We start from the raw sequence: 19,316 nt of genomic DNA, 5'->3' as shown, positions 1-19,316 counted from the left end.
GTGAATGAATTCATAATGTTGTGAAAAGAGATGAGGAAAATACAATGAACTTTAAAAAATCTTGGAAACGCTTTGCCTTATTAGGCACTTTAGTTCTTGCTTTAGGTGTTGTAGCCGGTTGCGCCAGCGATGACAGTGCCGATAAAGCGGCTGCATCCAATCCGGATGCGAAAGTGGTAAATGTTGCGACTCGTGGCACATCCAAACCATTCTCCTATACTAATGATGACGGTACTTTGACCGGTTATGACGTGGAAATTTTGAAAGAAGTAGAGCGTCGTGACCCAAGCTTAAAATTCAACTTCAAGCCGATGGCTGTTGACGCTGCTTTCGTAGCGATGGACGCCGGTCAGGTGGATATGATTGCGAACCAAATGCGTAATAATCCGCAACGTGCCGCTAAATATCTCTACACCAAAGAAATTAACAACTACACTGTTCGTAAATTAGTTGTTAAAAAAGGCCGCACCGACATTCATTCCTTAAAGGATTTGGAAGGTAAAACCGTAGCCGCCACTACTAATTCCGAATTTGTTGATTTATTGAAGAAATATAACGAAACCGCCGCTACCCCAATCAATGTTATCTACACTGATAAAGGTACCGTAGAAACGTTGAACTTAGTAGCGACCGGCCGTGCCGATGCTGCCGGTGAGTATGAATACATGGTAAGTACGGCGCAGAAAGATCGTAATTTACCGGTAGAATCCGTAGGTGATACGTTGACTGATGTACCGACTTACTTCTTGCTTCGCAAAGACCCTGAAATGCAAAAAGTAGCGGACAAAATTGACGCCCAAGTAAAAGCTATGCGTGAAGACGGTACGCTTAAAAAATTATCTGAGCAGTATTTAGGTGGCGATTACACCGTTGAGCCTAAGAAATAATTGTTAACGGAGGCAGTGATATGGGACAGTATTTTGACGTTACCTATATGGTGAAGTCCTTTCCAATCCTATTAGCATCGCTCAATATAACCTTAACAATTACGATTGTGGCCACTATTTTAGGCATCCTCTTAGGATGCCTAATCGCCATTGCCCGTGTAAACCGAGTGCCTGTTTTAAGACAGGCACTTACTGTTTATGTCTCCTTTATGCGCGGAACGCCCTTTTTAGTACAATTATTTTTAATCTACTTTGGGGTTCCGGAAATTTTGAGTCACATGGGAATCAGCACGAAAAATGTGCCAGGCTTATTATTTGTTATCGTTGTATTTACGTTACATATAGGGGCGTACAGTTCTGAAATTTTACGCAGTAGTATTCAGGCGGTAGCGCAAGGTGAAAAAGAAGCGGCTATGAGTTTGGGCATGACGAGCTTTCAAAGCTATCGTCGTGTTATTTTGCCGCAGGCTTTTACCATGGCGATTCCGCCGCTTATTAACAGTGTTATCGGCATGATGAAAGGCACTTCTTTGATTTTTAACGTAGGTGTCGTGGACATTATGCGCCGCGCCGATTTGATGGGCGCGAACTCCCAGCGTAGTTTGGAACTTTTTGTAGACGTAGCCATTATTTATGGCCTACTTGTATTGATTATTTCGTTAATCGGGCGGTTCTTAGAGCGTCGTTACTCTATCAGTGAACGGGTAGCACGCAACACAGCAGCACGCACCGCAGTAAGTAAGGGGTGAGGCTCATGGAATCGACGAGTATTATTAGCTTTCAATATATAAGCGGCACCTTTTGGTATGTCCTGGGCTATGTAAAAGTAACCTTGTGGCTTACCTTCGCCAGTGTGGCTTTCGGTATTTTGTTGGGCCTTTTGAGCTCCGTTGCGCAGCTTAATCGCATTCCGGTACTCAAGCAATTGGCTGATATTTTTGTTATCGTATGTCGCAGTTTGCCGAACATGGTGCTTTTGTACTTAGTTTATTACGGCTTGCCAATTTTATTCTTGGCCTTGGAAGACCAGACCGGTGTTCATGTGCCGTATGAAAAAGTGCCGGCCGCACTCGTAGCCGTCGTAGGTTTAACCTTACATACGGGGGCCTATTTAAGTGAAATCTTCCGTGCCGCCATTCAGTCGGTGCCGAAAGGTCAGGTTGAGGCCGCTTTATCTATCGGTATGACTTGGCCACAGGCATTTCGCCGAGTTGTATTGCCACAGGCCGCGGTATTTGCGTTACCGCTCTTTGCCAATCAGTTTTTAAACACCATGAAGAGCACCAGTATCGTGTTCATCATTACGGTGGTGGAATTGTTGGGCGCAGCCAAGCTCTATGTAGAAGATAATTCGGCGTACTTTGAAGCGTATATCGTGGTGGCTCTTATTTATTGGGGCCTCGGCATTGTATTCGAATTTATTTTTGAACGCTTGGAACACATGATGAGTAAGTATAAACGCGGTAATGCGGTGTAATTAATTGAGATTAGAGGATCCTATGATAGAGATAAAAAATGTAAGAAAATCCTTTGGGGACCGTGAAATCTTAAAAGGTATCGACATGACTGTGCCGACCGGTTCGGTTACGGTTATTCTGGGCCCGTCGGGGAGTGGTAAAACGACGTTTTTACGAACTCTCAACTTTTTAGAAAAAGCCGACGCCGGTCAAATGACCTTGAATGATATTACGGTAGATTTGCACAAGGCCTCGAAGAAGGAAATATTGACGATTCGTCGCCATACATCCATGGTATTTCAGATGTATAATTTGTTTTCCAATATGACGGCTATTGAAAACGTCATGGAAGGGCTTGTGACAGTAAAGGGCATGAAAAAAGCCGACGCTCGCGCTAAAGCTGAAAAATGCTTGGAAGCGGTGGGCATGAAAGGCTTTGAAGATTATTATCCCGTGCAATTATCCGGCGGCCAGCAACAGCGTGTGGGCATTGCCCGTGCCATTGCTATGGACCCGGCAGTGATTTTATTTGACGAACCGACCAGTGCCTTAGATCCGGAACTCGTTGGCGAAGTATTGGGTGCCATTAAGAATATTGCCTGTGAAATGCACGTTACCATGATTGTGGTAACCCATGAAATCGGTTTTGCCAAAGAAGTGGCGGACCAGGTTATCTTCATGGAACAGGGCGTTATTGTGGAGCAGGGGACGGCTAAAGAAGTTATCAGCAATCCTCGTGAAGACCGTACGCGCCAATTCTTGAATCGTTATTTGGGTCAGTGGGAGGACTATGTAATATGAGTCAACCAACTGATACTAAAGCGGTCGATGCAACAGCCAAAGCGGCTGATACAGTTGTTAATGCAGCGGCCAAAGCGGAGCCGGCGGGGATTACCTATCGCCAGCTGACTAAAGACGATGGAGCGGCTTATTATAAAGTGCTTAATGAAGGCTATGCCAGTAATTTGGAAGTGGGCGTGGATTTCTCCGCCAGCCACATGACGGAAGCAGAAGCTATCGCTTGGGTAGCTGATCACCCTACCTACGGCTTATTTGTTGACGGTGAATTGGCGAGCTCTATTACGCTACGTATGCCGTGGGGACCAAATCCGGGCCCTCGTGAATTCCCTCATATCGGTCACTTCGTAACATCGCCTCGTTTTAAAAAGCAGGGCTATGCCAAGAAGATGCTGGCGTGGGTGGAAACGGCGGTTTTGCGCGATCAGCTGAAGTCGCCGTTGGTGACACTGGGCACGGCCGACACACATCCGTGGCTTAAAGATATGTACTTAAGCATGGGCTTCACTATTACGAAGGTGATCCAATTGCCGGGTAAAAAACATCATACGATTTATTTTGAAAAGAAAATTGTATAATGACTTCTAATTAAAAATTCTATCCTGCCATGGCACGATAGAATTTTTTTATGCGTAATATTCAAAATGAAGGCTAGGTATGTAAAGATTTTTATGGTATACTGCAGTGGGAGATAGTATTCTGTGGAAACTATACTCTATCTGACACACAATGCTTCATGTATGAATAAACAGCCGTTTTAAGTATGGGCAAGCGCACGGTAATGGCGATGTCTAATACGGGAAGGGCTCAGTTTGTCTATTTTCGGTGTTCGATGGAGAAATCTCCGCGAACGCCGTTTTTTATTGCCTCAATGCTGAGGCCTATAGTAAAGGAGAAACGAATGATACGTGAAGTATTAGCGGGTAAAATTCACCGCGCCACGGTGACGCAAGCCGCTTTAGATTATGTAGGCAGTATTACAGTAGATACGGATTTGCTCGAAGCTGCCGGTATTTTGGAATACCAAAAGGTAGATATTGTAAATGTAAATAACGGGGAACGTTTTCAGACGTACACTATTAGCGGGGAAGCCGGCAGCGGTGTGATCTGTCTGAACGGTGCCGCCGCTCGTTGCGCTTGTCCCGGCGATGTAGTCATTATTATGGCCTATGGACAGTTAAGCGATGAAGAAGTTAAAACTCATAAACCGTCCGTGGTGTTTGTGGATGAAAAGAATGCCATTGTAAGGGTAACAAATTATGAAAAACATGGTTTGTTAGCCGATATGAAGTAATTGTGCTGTCAGAGCAGAGCTATCTTCACAAACAACTTGTGAAAGGACGTAAAATATATGAAAACAGTAAATACGATTAAAGAAGTGCGTGACGCCGTTAAAGCCTGGCGCCGTGCCGGTGAAACAGTAGGCTTGGTACCGACTATGGGCTTTTTGCATGAAGGCCATGCATCGCTGATTAAGCGTGCCGCCGAAGAGAATGATCATGTGGTCGTATCCACATTCGTTAACCCTACGCAGTTCGGACCGAATGAAGATTTAGAATCCTATCCGCGCGATGAAGCCCGTGATGCGGCTTTATGTGAAGAAATGGGAGCGGATTTGATGTTCCGTCCGGATCCTAAAGAAATGTATACGGATGCGAAAGTATCCGTCATCGTGAAGGATATGAATGAGCATTTATGCGGTCTATCCCGTCCGATTCATTTCCACGGCGTTTGTACGGTAGTAACCAAGTTATTTAACATTGTGACGCCGGATAAAGCTTATTTCGGCGAAAAAGACGCCCAGCAGTTGGCCATTATCCGCAAAATGGTGGAAGATTTAAACAGCCCGGTTGAAATTGTAGGCTGTCCAATCGTCCGTGAAGCAGACGGCCTCGCCAAATCCTCCCGTAATACCTATTTATCGGCGGAAGAACGGCAGGCGGCGCTTTGCTTGTCTCGCGGGATTTTTTACGGGAAGGAACATATTAAAGAAGGTATGCCGGCAGCTGAATTGGTACAGGCCATTACCGATATCGTGGCGGCTGAGCCAATGGCTAAGATTGAATACATTAAAGCCGTTGATGCATTGACCATGGAAGATGTGGACGTTATCGATCGTCCGGTCTTGGTGGCCATGGCCGTTTATATCGGTAAAACACGTTTGATTGATAATTTCAGTTTTAATCCGGCTGACAATGCTGCTAAATAAGGCGGGTGATTCTATGAAACCGTTGCTTTCGACGTTAAAAAGCCTGACCGGCTTTGTGACTAAGTATATCGGTGTGATTATCATTGCGTTTACTATTTGGGCGTGTGTGACGCCTTCCATGTTTAGTTGGACCGGTAAGTTATACGTCGGTCTTCTTGGGCGTCGCCATGTTCGGCATGGGGCTCTCTATTAGGGCCAATGATTTTAAAATGGTTCTTGCCAATCCGAAAGAAGTAATTTTGGGCGGCGTATTGTTACAATATACGATTATGCCGTTAACGGCGTATGTGCTTTGTAAAGTCCTTAATCTGCCAACGGATATTGCCATCGGCGTGATTCTCGTAGGCTGCTGCCCCGGCGGTACGGCCAGCAACGTGATTACCTACATTGCCAAAGGTGATGTGGCTTTGTCTGTGGGCATGACCATTGCGTCAACCTTGTTGGCACCGTTATTGACGCCGTTTTTGATTTATTCGCTGGGCGGTACCTGGGTGGAAGTATCATTCTTAGCCATGGTTATGTCCGTAGTTAAAGTGGTGTTGATTCCCGTGTTGGTGGGCATTGCCATCCATCATTTCTTCGGTAAAAAATTGGAAGCCTTGTTGGCTACGATGCCTTTGGTGTCATCCATCGCCATCGTTATGATTATTGCCGGGATTATTTCGGTGAATGTAACAAAGATTTTTACGGCCGGTCTCGTCGTACTGGCGGTTGTGATTTTGCATAATCTTATCGGTATGTGTCTTGGGCTTACGGCGGCTAAAGTGTTGCGTGTTTCCTATCCTAAGGAAACGGCTATTACCATTGAGGTAGGCATGCAAAACAGTGGCCTTGCCGTATCGCTCGCCACGCTTCATTTTGCCATGAATCCGCTGGCTACCTTGCCGGGTGCCATCTTCAGTGTTTGGCATAATATTTCGGGGGCTATCTTTGCTTCCATTCGTCAAAAACACGACGGCACGGAGACTTTGGTAGGCTCTAATGTGGTAAAAAGTGCCGAATAAACTAAGTTGTAAAGGAGTAGAAGTATTGTATGGATGAGCAAGCTTGGGAACAGTTGCTTAATATTAAAACAGCCGGTCGCGATGACAGTCAGTTTGATGGCGAACATCATCCCTATGAGCCCACTCCCTATGCGGTGCTGGAACGTTTAATCAGTACGGGTTATATCGGTAAGCGCAGTACGCTTATCGATTACGGCAGCGGTAAAGGGCGGGTCAGTCTCTTTCTGGTTCATGAAACTCGTTGCCGTTGTATCGGCGTGGAATTTGATGAGCGTTTATGGGAACGGTCGTTGGCTAATCAGAAAACGGCGGTGGCCGGTAATCGTGTGGAATTTATTCACGGTGATGCGGTAAAATTTAAAGTACCGAAGGAAGCGGATTGCTGCTTTTTATTCAATCCCTTTGCGCTACATACCTTGAAGCGGGTATTGGCGAATATATTCGATTCCGTTTATCAAGAACCGCGGCATTTGCGATTCTTTTTCTACTATCCGTACGAAGAAACGGAAGCGTTTTTACTCAACCATGTGAATCTTACCGTAGAGGACGTTATAGACTGTCGTGATTTATTTGACGGTACGGATAGGCGCGAAAAAATCCTCGTACTTACTGTCGATGAAACAATTTTTAGATGAAACATATGACCTGGAGCCGTTTTATAAGGGTTTCAGGTCTTTTTATTATGGCTGATTATGTATAAAATTAATAAAGTTTTCTATACATTAAAGTCATAGGGGAGAAAAACAATTGATTCCTACTGAAAGGATCGGGATTTTTATTAGACGATTTTTTGACATTTGAATACTGAAATGTAATATTAGAATTGCATTATTCGTAAATGATAATTGACACTCCAATCTCAGGCGTTACAATAAGGGCGTAGAATTTTCTACTAGGGTAACAACATTGTTTGTGACGGACGTATTACCTGTTAGCTCTTATTATTTATGATGCGAGCCCTCACCTTCAATGTTGTTAGAACATTGGAGGTGTTTTTTGTGGAAATGAATGGGTTGTACATTGTAATCGCCTCGGCGTGCATCCTCATTTTAGCCTACCGCTATTATGGGGCCTTCTTAGCCGCCAAGGTACTCGTGTTGGACCAGTTCCGTCCGACACCGGCCGTAGTTCATAACGACGGCCATGACTATGTACCTACGAATAAGTGGGTAACATTCGGTCACCACTTTGCAGCGATTGCCGGTGCAGGTCCTTTGGTAGGTCCTGTTATTGCTGCTCAATTCGGTTATTTACCGGGTTTATTATGGATTTTGATCGGTTCGGTTGTAGCCGGTGCCGTTCACGACATGGTAATTTTGTTTGCGTCGGTTCGTTACGACGGCAAGTCCATTGCCGATATTGCTAAGGAAGAAATTTCCAATTTGGCCAGTATCGGTGCCATGCTCGCTACCTTGTTCCTTTTGATTATCACTTTGGCCGGTATGGCCGTAGTAGTAGCCAATGCGCTTCATAACTCCGCATGGGGCTTCTTCTCCGTCAGCATGACGATTCCAATCGCTATTTTCGTAGGTATTTATTTACGCTGGCTTCGCCCCGGCAAAATTCAGGAAGCAACGGTTATCGGTGTAGTACTTATCTTTGCCGCTATTATTTACGGTCCTCAAGTAGCCGCTTCTTCTTATGCAAGCTGGTTCCTTTACGACTTACAGACAATCGAAATCATGTTGGCCGTGTACGGTTTCTTCGCAGCGGCCTTGCCTGTATGGTTGTTGCTTGCACCGCGTGATTATTTATCCACGTACTTAAAAATCGGTACCATCGGTGCTTTGGCATTAGGGATTATCATCGTTATGCCAATAATCCAAATGCCGGCCGTTACCCAGTACATTTACGGCGGCGGTCCTGTCCTTAAAGGTTCCGTATTCCCATTCATTTTCATTACCATCGCCTGTGGTGCTTTATCCGGTTTCCATACTGTAATTGCTACCGGTACAACACCTAAGATGATTACGAATGAAAAAGAAATCTTACCTATCGGTTACGGCGCTATGCTTACGGAAGCATTCATTGCCATGATGGCTTTGATTGCCGCTACCGCATTACATCCTGATGACTATTTTGCCATCAACTCCACTACTGAATCCTTCAAAGCTTTGGGACTTCAGGTTCACGAATTACCGGCTTTATCCCAGATGGTCGGCGAAGATTTAATGCATCGTCCGGGCGGCGCCGTTTCCTTGGCCGTCGGCATGGCACATATCTTCTCGCGCTTGCCTAACATGGCTCATCTCATGGGCTACTGGTACCATTTCTGCATCATGTTCGAAGCTTTGTTCATCATGACTTTGATCGATGCCGGTACTCGTGTAGGTCGTTATTTATTGCAAGAATTATTAGGCCGTTTTTACAAACCGCTTGAAAACGTTAATTGGGCACCGGGCGTATATGGCTGTGCTGCTTTAATCTGTATCATGTGGGGTTACCTCGTATTACAAGGTAACATCGGTATCATCTGGCCGTTATTCGGTGTATCCAACCAGTTGCTCGGCACCATGACTTTGGCCGTAGGTACTACAGTAATCATGCGTCTCGGCCACAAACGTTACGCTTGGGTAACCGGCGTGCCATGTTTCTTCATGGCCATCATTGCCATTGCCGCTGATTATGAAAACGTATTCTACAGTTACATTCCGGCCGGCAAATGGACCTTGGTTGCTTTCAGTGTAGTCATGTTCCTCATGATTGTCATCGTATTGGTAGAAGCGGTTCGCAGCTGGATTCGTTTGGCTAAAATTCCGCAAAACTATAAGACCCAAGCGGAGGTAGAAGCAGAAAGTCTAAAAAAATACGGTGCCGTAAAGGTAGAAGTTAAATAAGACTCTTAAAACTAAGATAGAAAAAGCTTTAGCCGAGTTCATGTAAATCGGTGTAGGCAAAGCTTGGTTTGAATGACATTTATATAAATAACCGCTCTGATTCATTACGAATTCGGGGCGGTTATTTGTATATGCATAAGAATATAGGGATATGCGGGGAAATATAGTAAAAATTTTGTCAATTAGGGGGCAAGATATACCCATATATTGAAGTTCTAGTCGTTTTGTGCTAGAGTAAGCATATGAATGATATTCTATAGTAATAGGAGATTGCAAATCATGAGTGCACAACCAATGACAGTTTCGTACAACTATCGCGAGCAGCTCTGTATTGACTCGGCTCCGGGCCCCGGGGCTATCGTCATATTCGGCGCCTCCGGTGACTTGACTAAACGAAAATTGTTACCAGCTATATATGCTTTGTTTGAGCGTAAATTATTGCCTGAGAAATTTGCCGTAATCGGCGTAGCCCGTACTGAAATGAGTAATGAAGCCTTTCAGGAAGAGGTGCGTGAGGCCATGGCCGCCAACGGCGATACCGTAACGGACGATTTCTTGGCACGATTTTCTTATGTGGCCGGCCAGTATACAGAAGCGGCTACCTTTGAACAGCTTGAAACAGAGCTTAAACGGGTCAGCGAAGAACATGGCACGGAAGGTAATGCCTTGTTCTATCTCGCTATGCCGCCGACGATGTTTGAACCGATTGTAAAAGGTTTGGCGGAACAGGGCCTACTCGATGAAGAGGAAGCATGGTCCCGTGTTATTATTGAAAAACCGTTCGGTCATGATTTGGAAAGTGCCGTAGCGCTCGATAAATCCTTGAAACGTTATATTAAAGAATCACAGACCTATCGTATCGACCATTATTTGGGTAAAGAAACGGTTCAGAATATTTTGATGCTCCGTTTTGCCAATGCGATTTTTGAACCGCTTTGGAATCATACCTATATTGAAAAAGTGGAAATTACGGTAGCGGAAGAACTAGGCGTCGAAAAACGGGCCGGCTATTATGACAAAGCCGGTGCTTTGCGCGACATGTTCCAGAACCACATGGTGCAGATGCTTTCACTCATCGCCATGGAACCGCCGGCTATTTTTGAAGCTGATGCATACCGCGATGAAATCGCCAAATTGATTTCGTCCATTCGTCCGCTCGAAGGGCAGGACCTCGGCAAAATATCTGTGCGCGGTCAATATGTGGAAGCCGTTGATTCGGAACGCCCGGCCGTAGGCTATCGCAAGGAAGACGGAGTTGCCCCGAATTCTCAGACGGAAACGTATGTGGCGTTAAAACTCTTCATCGATAACTGGCGTTGGCGCGGCGTGCCGTTCTACATGCGCACGGGCAAACGCTTACCGAAAAAATCCAGTGAAATCGCCATTACCTTTAGACCGATTCCACACTCGATTTTTAAACCGATTCGTCCGAAAGATTTTAACCAGAACGTCTTGTTGTTGCGTATGCAGCCTCATGAAGGGATGGGCTTATCGTTGGAAGTTAAATCGCCGGGCTCCAAGCTTTGTGTGAATACTTTGGAGATGGATTTCTCCTATAGTGATTTTATGCAAGGTGAGGACATTCCGGATGCCTACGAACGGTTAATTTTGGATGCCCTTTTAGGGGACCAAACCTTGTTTGTGCGCAATGATACGGTAGAAGCATCTTGGCGATTATTTATGCCGTTATTGCGTGCTTGGGAAGCTGATTTGGACAATGTGCCACTTTGCTTCTATCCGGCTTATAGTGAAGGACCAAAAGAAACTAATGAGATTTTAGAAGGAGGCTCCTTACAATGGCGCAAGATTTAATTCGAGCTTTTGAGACCGCTCAAGAAGTAGCAGAAGCGGTTGCTAAGGATTTTATTGCCTTTACGGATACTTGTATTGCCGAGTCCGGAAGTGCTGTAGTAGCTATTTCCGGCGGTACCACGCCAAATACTTTATTTGAGCTTTTAAATACCGATGCATATCGTACGCAATTGGATTGGGAAAATATATTTTTCCTCTGGGTGGATGAACGCTTTGTGCCGCAGACCGATCCGGACAACAATTTCTATCGTGCCAAAGAACGTCTTTTTGCATCTATTGGCGGCAGCAGTCATTTTTATCCGGTACCGACAAACAGCGGTACCGTCGAAGAAGCAGCCGATGCCTATGAAAAAGAAGTGGCTACAGTGCTCAGTGCTTGTGAAAAAGATGGCGTAGATCTTGCGTTGTTAGGCCTCGGTGATGACGGTCATACGGCGTCCTTATTTGCTCGTTCCGAAGCTCTTAACGAGAAAAAACGTAATGTAATTCCCGTAACGGACGGCAAAGTATGGAATCGTGTGAGCATGTCGTTTCCGTTTTTGGCTAAGGCACGGAATGTATGGTTTACCGTTGTAGGTGAATCTAAAGCAGCCGCTCTCGGCCGGGTACTTCGCCAACGGAAGGAATATATGGACGAATCGTGGGAAGAACGTATCGGCCATGTGCTTCCGGGTGCTGTTCTCTCACAAGATACAGTGACATGGTATGTAGACAAAGCCGCTAAAAACTAATATTTAAATTGACAAATCGTTATGACATTTTCTATAGCGTTTTAGTGGGGTTTCGTGTTACACTGTAATTAGAAATGATAGTTATTGTAGCTAAACGAGGTGAAAATTATGTTTAATTTCGGAACACAGGAACTGATTTTAGTGCTTGTCATTGCGCTCGTTGTGTTCGGACCGGGAAAGCTACCGGAAGTAGGCAAAGCCATTGGTAAAGGAATCAATGAGTTTAAAGACGCTGTAAGCTCTGATAAGAAAAAAGAAGAAAAAGTATCTGATGTGGCTAAAGTGGAAACTATTGACGTGGAAGCGGGAGCCGTTAATGATAAAAAACATAAAGAAATAAAATAAATTGATAATTAAGGCCTCCCTATGCCGTCAGGCCAGGGGAGGCCTTTGCGACTAAATCGTTAATAGTTTAGTGCGGTTTGCACAGCAGACCGGAAGAAGAATGGAGGAATTCATTATGTGTAAAGATTGTGGTTGCGGCAGTACAGGACATGCTCATCAGCAGGTATTCAATGTACCGGGTATGATGTGCAGTAATTGTGAAAATACAGTAAAAACAGCTGTGCTTGGTTTACCTGGCGTTATGGCAGCTGATGTGGATTTGAAATCCAAAGATGTAACTATTTCCTATGACAGCAACAAAGTTAATGCTGATGCCATTAAAGAAGCCATTGATGCAACGGGCTTTGAAGTAGCTTCCGTATCCGAAGCTACTCATGCTCATGAAAAGGGCGGCCTCATGGGCACATTGAAACGTATGTTTAAGTAAAATAGCGATGCGTCCGTTGCGGTAGTAACGGGCGTTTTTTGCGTTAAACGTATTGGCAGGCCTTAATGTTGAGGAGTTAATTATGATTAAAAAGTTTAATACAGAAACCTTTAATTGGGAGGGCGTAGATACTTTAGTCTATAAACAGGACGGCAGTCCCTTCAAAGATGTAACACGGCAGGTACTCTTTGACGGCGCCTTTGACATTCCCTGCCAATTCCGTTATTTTGAAGTGAAACCGGGTGGTTATTCGACCTTGGAACATCATGAACATACACATATGGTTATGATTTTCAGAGGCCATGGGCAATGTTTGCTGGGTGAAAATGTGGTGGATGTAAAAGTGGGAGATTTTATTGAAATCCCGAGTCATACAATTCATCAATTTCGTGCCAATAAGGGCGATTATGTAGGCTTTTTGTGTCTTGTTAATATAGACCGTGATAAGGTGAAAATTCCAAGCGAAGAAGAAATTGAAGTCTTAAAAGCAAATCCAACGGTTAAAGAATTTTTAGAAAGTTGTTAAAAGGTATAAGCTATGTTATAATTAACTGTTATTTATATAGATTGATACTTTTGACTATATCAGTAGTTAATATTTTTTATAGCGAAACAGGAGGCATACATACATGATTCGCGAAGATATTCGTAATGTCGCAATTATTGCGCACGTTGACCATGGTAAAACAACCTTGGTGGACGCCCTTTTAAAACAAAGCCATATTTTTAGAGAGAATGAAAAAGTGGCAGAGCGTGTTATGGACTCTAACGATCTTGAAAGAGAACGTGGTATTACCATTTTGTCTAAAAATACGGCTGTCATGCATAATGGCGTAAAAATCAACATCGTTGACACCCCGGGCCATGCTGACTTCGGCGGCGAAGTAGAACGCGTACTCAACATGGTTGACGGCGTATTGTTGTTGGTTGACGCTTTTGAAGGTCCAATGCCACAGACTAAATACGTACTTCGTAAGGCGTTGGAACAGAAATTAAAACCAATCGTTGTTATCAACAAAATTGACCGTCCGGACCAACGTGTACACGAAGTAGAAGACGAAGTATTGGAACTCTTCATGGAACTCGAAGCCGATGATGATCAGTTGGACTTCCCGGTTGTATATGCATCCGCTCGTGACGGCATTGCTAAATTGTCCATGGACGATGAAGGCAAAGATATGCAGCCTTTATTCGAAGTATTGTTAAAAGAAATTCCGGCTCCGCAGGGCGACATTGACGGCCCATTGCAGTTCATGGTTACAACCCTTGACTATGATGATTATGTAGGTAAAATCGCCGTTGGTCGTATTGTTCGCGGTCGCATGAGAACTAACCAACAGGTTGTAATCATGAACGGCGAAAGTACTCGTAAAGCTAAAATCGGTCGTGTTTATACCTACAACGGCTTGAACCGCGTAGAAACCGATGAAACCGCCATGGGTGACATCACTGCTTTCGTAGGTATCGAAGACATCAACATCGGTGAAACCGTAGCTGATGCGGAACATCCGGAAGCATTACCGGCTATTAAGATTGACGAACCTACTTTGTCCATGATGTTCTCCGTTAATAACTCCCCGTTTGCCGGTCGTGAAGGGGATTATGTAACGAGCCGTCATTTACGTGACCGTTTGTTCAAAGAAGTAGAAACCAACGTGTCCATGAAAGTAGAAGAAACCGATTCGCCGGATTCCTTCAAAGTATTCGGTCGCGGTGAACTTCATTTGGCCGTTTTAATCGAAACTATGCGTCGTGAAGGCTATGAATTACAGGTTGGTAAACCTCGTGTAATTTACAAACGCATTAACGATCAGCTCTGCGAACCATTAGAATACTTAACCATCGACGTACCTCAGGAATTCATGGGTACCGTTATGGAAAACTTGGGCGTTCGTAAAGCCGAATTAATCAACATGACCGAATTGGCCGGTTACCTCCGTATGGAATTCATCATTCCTGCCCGTGGTCTTATCGGTTTCCGTGCTCAATTCTTAACCAGCACTAAAGGTAATGGTATCATGAACCATGTGTACCATGGGTATGCACCGTTCAAAGGCGATATTCCAAGCCGTACGCGCGGCGCTTTGGTAGCTTTTGAAGACGGCGAAACAACTCCTTACGGTTTGAACTCCGTACAGGATCGCGGTACTTTATTCGTAGGTCCTAACGAAGCGGTTTACACCGGTCGCATTATCGGTGAAAACTCTCGTGAAACTGACATGGATGTTAACCCATGTAAGAAAAAACATGTTACCAACATGCGTTCCAGCTCCTCTGACGAAGCTGTTCGTTTGACACCGCCTCGTATTTTCAGCTTGGAACAGGCTTTGGAATGGATTAATGACGACGAATTGGTAGAAGTAACACCGCACAGCATTCGCATGCGTAAAACTATTTTGGATCGTGCTGCCCGTGCTAAAGCAGCTAAAAACGCTCGCTAAGCGATACTATGAGTTGGTGGCAGCGACGGTCGTCGCGTAAGACACAGTCGAAGACATATGAATTACGAATAGCCGGTGAGCTTATACCGTATACGGTGACGTGGAAGGCTGTCAAAAACATGAACCTCCGCGTCATGCCGGACGGCACGGTCAAGGTATCGGCACCGTGGCGTATGCCCGCTCAAACCGTTACTCAATTTGTATCGGAGCATGAAGGGTTTATCGATAAAGCCCGGCAACGCTTCAAAGATCATCAAGCTAAACAGGCTGATGTGAGACCGTATCAGTATGAAACAGGCGAATTGTTTACCATTCTGGGCTATGAAGCTCATTTGACAGTGGCACCGGCAAAACTCCATCATGCACCTTACGTGACTTGGAGTGAATCGGAACCCGCGAATATTTATATGTTTGTCAAACCGCATAGCACAGTGACTGAACGAGCGGCGTTAATGGCGGATTTCTGGGAGCATTTGGTAGAAGATGTAGTGAAAGATATGCGTGATCGTATTTATCATCGCTATATTGCAGCCGGTTATGATGTGCCCTATCCAAAACTTCGTATTCGCGAAGCGAAAACTCGCTGGGGTTCCTGCTCGCTTGTGACCGAGCGGATAATGATCAATCAGAAATTATTGATGGGACCTCGTTTGTTCTTAGAATATGTAATGATTCATGAGTTTGCCCACTTTATTCAACCGAACCATTCCGCTCGCTTTTGGCAGGTAGTGGCTGAATTTATGCCCCAGTGGCAGATGGTGCGTCGTGAATTGACTCATTATTTTCGAGGTCGTTAACGAATATTCCCGTTCGCCGGAAGGCTATTTCATAGTAATGTTTGATAATTAAGCAGTACGACTTCCAACTTATGATATAATTAAATAAGGTACAGATACAGTAAAAGGACTGACCTCGGGGTCGGTCCTTTTTATATAATTTTGATTGAGGAGGGAACCATGAAACCATTTGTTCATTTGCATAGCCACACTGAATACAGCTTGCAGGACGGCATTAGTCGCCTGCCGCAAATGGTAGCCCGTGCCAAAGAACTCAACATGCCCGCTTTGGCGATTACGGACCATGGTAACATGTGTGGTGCCATTTATTTTTATAAAGAAGCAAAAAGTGCGGGGATAAAGCCGATTATCGGCTGCGAAGTGTATGTCACGACGGGCAGCCGTTTTGATAAAGACGCAAGTCGGCAAGAGCGATTGAAACATTTGATTTTGCTGGCTGAGACCATGGAAGGCTATCAGAATTTGACTAAAATCGTATCCCGTGGTTTTACGGAGGGGTTTTACCGCAAACCTCGTGTTGATCACGCATTATTAAAAGAACACAGTAAAGGTATCATCGCCTTGAGTGCCTGTATTCAAGGGGAAATTCCACAATGTGTATTGCAGGATAATCCGGAAGGGGCCAAACGAGCACTGGAAACCTATTTAGATATTTATGGCAAGGATAATTTCTTTTTAGAAATACAGAATCACGGCTTACCCGCCGAAGTGAAAGCGCAGGAAGCACTCATTCAGTTAGCCAAAGAGTATGGCGTAGGCTTGGTATGCTCCAATGACTTTCATTATGTATTAAAAGAAGATGCGGATGCGCAAGATATTAAGGTCTGCATTGCGACCGGCGCCAAAGTGGCTGAGACGGATCGACTTAAATTCCCGAACGATGAGTTTTATATGAAGAGCGGCGACGAAATGGCGGAATTATTCAGTCATATTCCGGGTGCCATGGAAAATACCTTGGCCATTGCGGACCGTTGTAATGTGGAATTTAATTTTGATGAGCATCATTTGCCTCATTTCGATGTGCCGGAAGGGGAAACGGCGACTACCTATTTGCGTCATTTGTGTGAAAAAGAAGTGCCGCGACTGTACGGTACGATGACACCGGAGCTGAAAGAACGGCTTGATTATGAACTCGCCGTTATTGCCCAAATGGGTTTTGACGATTATTTCCTCATCGTGTGGGATTATGTGCGTTACGCTCGTGAGCACGACATTTTAGTAGGGCCCGGTCGTGGTAGTGCGGCCGGTTCCGTGGTGGCGTATCTGCTCGGCATCACCGGCCTTGATCCGCTTAAATATAATTTACTCTTCGAACGCTTTTTGAATCCGGAACGTGTCAGCATGCCTGATATTGATATTGACTTCTGTTATGAAAAACGCGGTAAGGCTATCGAATATGTAACGGAAAAATACGGTCAAGCTCGGGTGGCTCAGATTATCACCTTCGGTACGGAAGCGGCGCGCGCCGTTATTCGCGATGTGGGCCGCGTGCTCGATCACCCGTTGCCTGAAGTGAACCGCCTGGCTAAGATGATACCCAATGAATTGGGCATTACGCTCGACAAAGCGTTGAAGGGTAAAGATTTAAAGCAGCTCTATGATACGGATCCGAAGGTTCGTGAACTCTTTGATTATGGCCGTAAACTGGAAGGTATTGTGCGCAACGCCTCCACTCATGCGGCGGGCGTCGTGATTTCGGCGGCGCCGTTGGAAGACCATGTGCCGATTCAGAACTCCAATGACGCGGGTTTTGTTACGCAGTATGATAAAGATAATATCGAAGAATTGGGCCTTTTGAAGATGGACTTCTTGGGCCTTCGGACGTTGACTGTTATGGATGACGCGTTGAAGCTCATTAAAGCTAATCGCGGCATTGATATTGACCTCGATAAAATTCCCCTTGACGACAAGGCAGCGTGTGACCTCTTAACCCGCGGTGATACGCCGGGCGTATTCCAGCTTGAATCGGATGGGATTACTAAGCTCGTTATGGATTTACGACCGGAGCATTTTGAGGACCTCATTCCTTTGGTTGCTTTGTATCGTCCGGGGCCTTTGGGCAGCGGCATGGTGGAAGATTTTATTAAACGCCGTCACGGGGAGATGGAAATTACCTATTTACATCCGTTGTTGGAACCGATTTTGAAGGATACCTTCGGGGTTATTTTGTACCAAGAACAGGTTATGCAGATTGCCTCCGCCATGGGTGGTTTCAGTCTCGGACAAGCGGATTTAATGCGCCGTGCCATGGGTAAAAAGAAAGAATCCGTCCTTAAAGCGCAACGGGAATCCTTCATTGCCGGATCGGTGCAAAATAACATTCCGGAAGCTATTGCCAATGAAGTGTTCGATTTGCTTGTATACTTTGCGGGCTACGGTTTTAACAAATCCCACAGTGCGGCCTACGCTTATATTGCGTACCAGACGGCCTATTTGAAGGCTCATTATTATCCTGAATTTATGGCGGCTACCATGAGTAGTTTCATGACCAACGTGGATAAACTGACGTATTATATTAATGACTGTAAAAAGCGCGGCGTCGAAGTGCTGGGCCCTGATATTAATTACGGGGAACAGGCTTTTGCCGTACAGAACGGTGCTATTCGTTTCGGTTTGGGTGGCGTTAAGAGCGTAGGCGATAATGCGGTGGAACAACTCTTAGCAGAGCGCCACCGGAACGGTTTATACAGCTCCATTCTTGATTTTTGCAAACGGGTCGATGCGCGCGTGGTAAATAAACGCTTACTGGAAAGCTTAATTCGTTGCGGCGCCATGGACAGCTTTAAGGAAAACCGCAATCAGCTCCTCGCCATGTATGAAGGAGCGCAGAGTTTGGGACAGCGCCTTCAAAAAGAAGAAGCCCGCGGCACTATGAGCCTTTTCGGTGATGAACCGTCCGTGGCGGAAACCATTGAAGTGCCAAAGCTCGACGATTTGACCATGGATGAAAAATTGCGCGATGAAAAAGAATATACCGGTTTTTATATTTCCGGCCATCCTCTTAATTCCTATGAAGCTGAATTAAAAGGTCTTTTCGAAGTGGGTAAACTTAATGAAAATCCGGAACAATACGATAAACAGGAAGTGACCGTAGGGGGCCTCATTGTAGAGAAAACCGATCGAATTACGCGGCGCAATGATGTGATGTCCATTATTCGGCTCGAAGATTTTTCCGGATCCGCGTCTATCGTCGTCTTCCCACAAAAGTTTCAGCAGTATCAGGCCATGCTGGCCGTAGATATGGCGGTACGCATTTCGGGCCGGATTGATGCGGATGAAAAAGGCGTACAGATTATTGCCGATACGATTAAGCCGTTAAAAGTTAATTACGATACGGCCAAGCGTATTGTTATTCATATTCGTCCCGGTTTTGACACGGCCGAGGCCAGTAATGCGTTGAAAAAATTACTCCTGAAAGCAACCGGGACGGTACCGGTCACCTTTTATTTACATCGTCAACGGAAACGCATTGATGTAGCCAAAGAATACTATTTTGCCCCCGGGACTGAAATATGCCGGGCGGTGGAAGAAATTTTAGGCCCCGATAGTGTAGAAATACTTTAATTGATTA

At 45.1% G+C, this 19,316-nt stretch carries 18 protein-coding genes; all 18 read left to right on the top strand.

Annotation, left to right across the window (positions count from 1 at the left end):
• Positions 1–44 precede the first annotated feature (44 nt).
• The 18 genes from EO124_RS03360 (at position 45) to EO124_RS03275 (ending at position 19,309) form a co-directional block, all read left to right on the top strand.
• Complete coding sequence (locus tag EO124_RS03360) at positions 45–887, top strand: transporter substrate-binding domain-containing protein (protein ID WP_127058328.1); 843 nt, start codon at positions 45–47, stop codon at positions 885–887.
• A 20-nt stretch (positions 888–907) separates the two neighbouring features.
• Positions 908–1,636: an amino acid ABC transporter permease gene (locus EO124_RS03355; protein ID WP_127058327.1), complete on the top strand. Its 729-nt coding sequence runs from the start codon at positions 908–910 to the stop codon at positions 1,634–1,636.
• Between the two features lie 5 nt (positions 1,637–1,641).
• Positions 1,642–2,364, top strand: coding sequence for an amino acid ABC transporter permease (locus EO124_RS03350; RefSeq protein ID WP_127058326.1), 723 nt, complete (start codon positions 1,642–1,644; stop codon positions 2,362–2,364).
• 22 nt (positions 2,365–2,386) lie between these two features.
• Positions 2,387–3,145, top strand: coding sequence for an amino acid ABC transporter ATP-binding protein (locus EO124_RS03345; protein WP_127058325.1), 759 nt, complete (start codon positions 2,387–2,389; stop codon positions 3,143–3,145).
• Complete coding sequence (locus tag EO124_RS03340) at positions 3,142–3,720, top strand: GNAT family N-acetyltransferase (RefSeq protein WP_127058324.1); 579 nt, start codon at positions 3,142–3,144, stop codon at positions 3,718–3,720. The genes EO124_RS03345 and EO124_RS03340 overlap by 4 nt, the downstream gene beginning before the upstream one ends.
• 323 nt (positions 3,721–4,043) lie before the next feature.
• Positions 4,044–4,436 carry an aspartate 1-decarboxylase gene (gene panD, locus EO124_RS03335; protein ID WP_127058323.1) on the top strand — a complete coding sequence of 131 codons (393 nt, stop codon included), beginning with the start codon at positions 4,044–4,046 and terminating at the stop codon, positions 4,434–4,436.
• A gap of 57 nt (positions 4,437–4,493) precedes the next feature.
• Positions 4,494–5,351 carry a pantoate--beta-alanine ligase gene (gene panC / locus EO124_RS03330; protein ID WP_127058322.1) on the top strand — a complete coding sequence of 286 codons (858 nt, stop codon included), beginning with the start codon at positions 4,494–4,496 and terminating at the stop codon, positions 5,349–5,351.
• A 155-nt stretch (positions 5,352–5,506) separates the two neighbouring features.
• Positions 5,507–6,355 carry a bile acid:sodium symporter family protein gene (locus EO124_RS03325; RefSeq protein ID WP_338142090.1) on the top strand — a complete coding sequence of 283 codons (849 nt, stop codon included), beginning with the start codon at positions 5,507–5,509 and terminating at the stop codon, positions 6,353–6,355.
• 29 nt (positions 6,356–6,384) lie between these two features.
• A complete protein-coding gene (locus EO124_RS03320; protein ID WP_127058321.1) occupies positions 6,385–6,990 on the top strand; it encodes a class I SAM-dependent methyltransferase in 606 nt (201 codons plus the stop codon).
• A 369-nt stretch (positions 6,991–7,359) separates the two neighbouring features.
• The gene (locus tag EO124_RS03315; protein ID WP_164726539.1) at positions 7,360–9,192 is read left to right on the top strand and encodes a carbon starvation CstA family protein; all 1,833 of its coding nucleotides are present in this window, start codon (positions 7,360–7,362) and stop codon (positions 9,190–9,192) included.
• 279 nt (positions 9,193–9,471) lie between these two features.
• Positions 9,472–11,004 (top strand): glucose-6-phosphate dehydrogenase, encoded by a 1,533-nt coding sequence (gene zwf, locus EO124_RS03310; RefSeq protein ID WP_127058319.1) that lies wholly within the window; start codon positions 9,472–9,474, stop codon positions 11,002–11,004.
• On the top strand, positions 10,989–11,735 hold the full coding sequence (gene pgl, locus EO124_RS03305; RefSeq protein ID WP_127058318.1) for a 6-phosphogluconolactonase: 747 nt from the start codon (positions 10,989–10,991) through the stop codon (positions 11,733–11,735). The genes zwf and pgl overlap by 16 nt, the downstream gene beginning before the upstream one ends.
• A 108-nt stretch (positions 11,736–11,843) precedes the next feature.
• Positions 11,844–12,080 (top strand): Sec-independent protein translocase subunit TatA/TatB, encoded by a 237-nt coding sequence (locus EO124_RS03300; RefSeq protein ID WP_127058317.1) that lies wholly within the window; start codon positions 11,844–11,846, stop codon positions 12,078–12,080.
• Between the two features lie 115 nt (positions 12,081–12,195).
• A complete protein-coding gene (locus EO124_RS03295) occupies positions 12,196–12,507 on the top strand; it encodes a heavy-metal-associated domain-containing protein (protein ID WP_127058316.1) in 312 nt (103 codons plus the stop codon).
• A gap of 82 nt (positions 12,508–12,589) precedes the next feature.
• The gene (locus tag EO124_RS03290; RefSeq protein WP_127058315.1) at positions 12,590–13,033 is read left to right on the top strand and encodes a cupin domain-containing protein; all 444 of its coding nucleotides are present in this window, start codon (positions 12,590–12,592) and stop codon (positions 13,031–13,033) included.
• Between the two features lie 103 nt (positions 13,034–13,136).
• A complete protein-coding gene (gene typA / locus EO124_RS03285; protein ID WP_127058314.1) occupies positions 13,137–14,948 on the top strand; it encodes a translational GTPase TypA in 1,812 nt (603 codons plus the stop codon).
• Between the two features lie 8 nt (positions 14,949–14,956).
• On the top strand, positions 14,957–15,745 hold the full coding sequence (locus EO124_RS03280) for a M48 family metallopeptidase (protein ID WP_127058313.1): 789 nt from the start codon (positions 14,957–14,959) through the stop codon (positions 15,743–15,745).
• Between the two features lie 159 nt (positions 15,746–15,904).
• Positions 15,905–19,309, top strand: coding sequence for a DNA polymerase III subunit alpha (locus EO124_RS03275; protein WP_127058312.1), 3,405 nt, complete (start codon positions 15,905–15,907; stop codon positions 19,307–19,309).
• Positions 19,310–19,316: the final 7 nt, after the last annotated feature.

This window comes from Veillonella ratti (genome assembly GCF_003992115.1).
Classification (GTDB): domain Bacteria; phylum Bacillota; class Negativicutes; order Veillonellales; family Veillonellaceae; genus Veillonella_A; species Veillonella_A ratti.
Note: the sequence above shows the minus strand (reverse complement) of the source record. Positions and strands in the feature narration are given on the sequence as shown.